The sequence below is a fragment of the Aquamicrobium segne genome (assembly GCF_042656785.1).
Lineage (GTDB): Bacteria > Pseudomonadota > Alphaproteobacteria > Rhizobiales > Rhizobiaceae > Mesorhizobium > Mesorhizobium segne.
In genome coordinates this window covers 1-3,549 of the sequence record NZ_JBHSLL010000081.1, presented here as the reverse complement: position 1 = coordinate 3,549, position 3,549 = coordinate 1, and the positions used below count along the sequence as shown (strand labels likewise).

Sequence of the window (3,549 nt, the reverse complement as noted above, 5' to 3'; positions counted from 1 at the left end):
CGCCCTTCGGGCCGACGTAGCGATAGAGAGTGACGCGCTCGATTCCGAGTTCCTTGCACAGATCGGAAACGGAAGTGTCGCGCTGCGCCATAGCGGCCTGGGCGAGGCGCACCTGTGCTTTGGTCAGGGCGAATTTTCGTCCACCTTTGCGACCGCGCGCTCTGGCGGCGGCGAGGCCGGCCATGGTGCGCTCGCGGATCAGATCTCGTTCGAATTCGGCTAGGGTTGCGAAGATGCCGAACACCATGCGGCCGGATGCGGTCGTGGTGTCGATCTGGGCACCCTTTCCGGTCAGCACTCGCAGGCCGATGCTGCGATCCGAGAGAGCCTTCACGGTGTTGACCAAGTGGGCAAGCGACCGCCCGAGGCGATCGAGCTTCCAGACCACCAGCACATCGCCGGCGCGCATTGATTTCAGGCAGGCGGCGAGACCTGGGCGATCGTCACGGCTTCCTGAAGCGCGATCCTCATAGATGTTGTCCTGATCGACGCCGGCGGCGCGCAGCGCGTCGTGCTGCAGGTCGAGGGACTGGGAGCCATCGGCTTTGGAGACTCGGGCGTATCCGATCAGCATGTTTCTTAAACGTTGGTTTGAGGCGGCGCGCGGGCCACGAATGATTTGTGCACTGGAAATGTATCTCAACCAGCTTCATAAACAAAGCGTCTTGAATATCATCGGATTTTGAAAAAGGAACATGGATGCCGCGTCGCGTCACTCTCACCCATCGGCAGAAGGATGTGCTGCTGCGCCTGCCGACCTCCCAGACGGATTTGTTGAGGCACTACACGCTGAGCGATGAAGATATCGGCCATATCAGGCAGCGCCGACGTGCTCACAACAGGTTCGGCTTCGCCCTGCAATTATGCGTCCTGCGCTATCCCGGCCGCGTGCTGGCGCCTGGCGAACTGATCCCAGCGGAGGTCGTCGAATTTATCGGAGCACAGCTTGGCCTGAATGTCGACGATCTGGTTGACTATGCCGCCCGTGAGGAGACGCGGCACGAGCATCTTGCCGAGTTGCGGGCGCTCTATGGATTCCGCACCTTCTCCGGACGTGGTGCGCGCGAGTTGAAGGACTGGCTGTTCAGGGAAGCCGAACTGGCGGTGTCGAACGAGGACATTGCCCGTCGCTTTGTGGCCGAATGCCGTCGCACCCGCACGGTTCTTCCCGCGACATCCACGATCGAGCGCCTCTGCGCCACGGCTCTGGTCGATGCCGAGCGGCAAATCGAGGCGCGGATTGCCGATCGGTTGTCCATGCCGACCCGGGAACAGTTGCTGGCATTGCTCGAGGAAACGGTCGACGATCGGGTGACCCGCTTCGTGTGGCTGCGTCAGTTCGAGCCGGGGTCGAACTCTTCCTCGGCCAACCGGCTGCTCGACCGGCTGGAATATCTGCAACGTGCCGATCTTCCCGAGGATCTTTTGGCCGGTGTTCCTGCCCATCGCGTGACACGCCTGCGCAGGCAGGGCGAACGGTATTACGCCGATGGCATGCGCGATCTTCCGGAAGACAGGCGGCTTGCGATTCTGGCCGTCTGCGCATCGGAATGGCAGGCGATGCTTGCCGATGCCGTGGTCGAAACCCACGATCGGATCGTCGGCAGGCTCTACCGCGCTTCTGAGCGCATTTGCCAGGCGAAAGTCGCCGACGAAGCGAACGCGGTGCGCGACACCCTGAAATCCTTCGCCGAAATCGGCGGAGCCCTGGTCGATGCGCAGGATGATGGCCAGCCGCTGGGCGACGTCATCGCGCGCGGATCGGGTTGGGACGGCTTCAAAACCCTTGTCGTGATGGCAACCAGGCTCACCGCCACCATGGCGGACGATCCGCTCAATCATGTGCTCGACGGCTATCACCGTTTCCGCCGATACGCTCCCCGCATGTTACGCCTGCTCGATCTCCGGGCCGCCCCTGTTGCGCAGCCACTTCTGGAAGCAGTGACGGCCCTGCGCACCGGTTCGAACGATACCGCGCAAACCGCCTTCCTGCGGCCGAGCTCGAAGTGGCATCGCCATCTTCGTGCCCAGGCGGCCGGCGATACACGCCTCTGGGAGATTGCGGTGCTGTTCCATCTGCGCGATGCATTCCGATCCGGAGATGTCTGGCTGGCCAAATCCCGGCGCTATGGTGATCTGAAACACGCACTCGTGCCGGCGCAAGCTGTGGCGGAAAGCAGCCGTCTCGCCGTGCCATTGCGGCCAGAGGAATGGCTGACGGATCGTCAAGCCCGGCTTGATATCCGGCTGCGCGAGCTGGGGCGTGCAGCGCGCACAGGCACGATCCCTGGCGGGTCGATCGAAAATGGCGTCCTGCATATCGAGAAGCTCGAAGCTGCTGCGCCTGACGGCACCGAGGATATGGTGCTCGATCTCTACAGGCAGATTCCTCCCACGCGGATCACCGACCTCCTGCTGGAGGCGGATGCGGCGACCGGATTCTGTGAGGCCTTCACCCATCTGCGCACGGGAGCGCCCTGCGTCGACAGGATCGGGCTGATGAACGTCATCCTGGCGGAGGGGATCAACCTCGGCCTGCGCAAGATGGCCGACGCGACGAACACCCACACCTTCTGGGAGTTGATCCGCATTGGACGATGGCATGTCGAAGGCGAAGCCTACGACCGGGCGCTGGCCATGGTGGTCGAGGCGCAGGCGGCGTTACCCATGGCCCAGATATGGGGCATGGGCACCTCGGCTTCGAGCGACGGCCAGTTCTTCGCCGCGACAGAGCAAGGCGAAGCCATGAATCTCGTCAACGCGAAATACGGCAATACCCCGGGCCTGAAAGCCTATAGCCATGTCTCGGACCAATACGCGCCGTTCGCGACCCAGGTGATCCCTGCAACGGCAAGTGAAGCGCCCTATATCCTCGACGGCCTGCTCATGAACGATGCCGGCCGTCATATCCGCGAGCAGTTCGCCGACACGGGCGGCTTCACCGATCACGTCTTTGCCGCGTGCGCCATTCTTGGCTATCGGTTCGCCCCTCGTATCCGGGATCTGCCCTCCAAGCGGCTCTATGCGTTCAGTCCATCGGCCGCCCCGGCGCATTTGAGGCCGTTGATCGGCGGAAAAATCAATCAGGCCATGATCGAGCGCAACTGGCCCGATATCCTGCGCATCGCCGCCACCATCGCGGCCGGGAGCATCGCGCCCAGCCAGATTCTGCGCAAGCTCGCCTCCTATCCACGGCAGAACGAACTGGCCACGGCTTTGCGCGAGGTCGGTCGCGTCGAGCGGACCCTGTTCATGATCGACTGGATTCTGGATGCCGATCTGCAACGCCGCGCCCAGATCGGGCTCAACAAGGGCGAGGCGCATCACGCGCTGAAGAGGGCCATCAGCTTCCACCGGCGCGGCGAAATCCGCGACCGTTCCGCCGAAGGCCAGCATTACCGGATTGCCGGTATGAATCTGCTCGCCGCGATCATCATCTTCTGGAACACCATGAAGCTGGGCGAAGTCGTCGCCAAGCAGAAACGCGATGGAAAGCTGCTATCGTCCGATCTGCTGGCCCATGTCTCGCCGCTCGGATGGGAGCACATC

At 62.8% G+C, this 3,549-nt stretch carries 2 protein-coding genes; one reads left to right on the top strand and one right to left on the bottom strand.

Going from position 1 to position 3,549, the window contains the following annotated elements; translation table 11 throughout:
• Nucleotides 1–574: recombinase family protein (locus ACFPLB_RS17620; RefSeq protein WP_378232095.1), on the bottom strand; the 574-nt coding region annotated here is incomplete at its 3' end.
• 125 nt (nt 575–699) lie between these two features.
• On the opposite strand from ACFPLB_RS17620, the gene ACFPLB_RS17615 reads away from it, so the two are divergent.
• The coding region (locus ACFPLB_RS17615) for a Tn3 family transposase (protein WP_378232093.1) at nt 700–3,549 on the top strand (2,850 nt) is incomplete at its 3' end.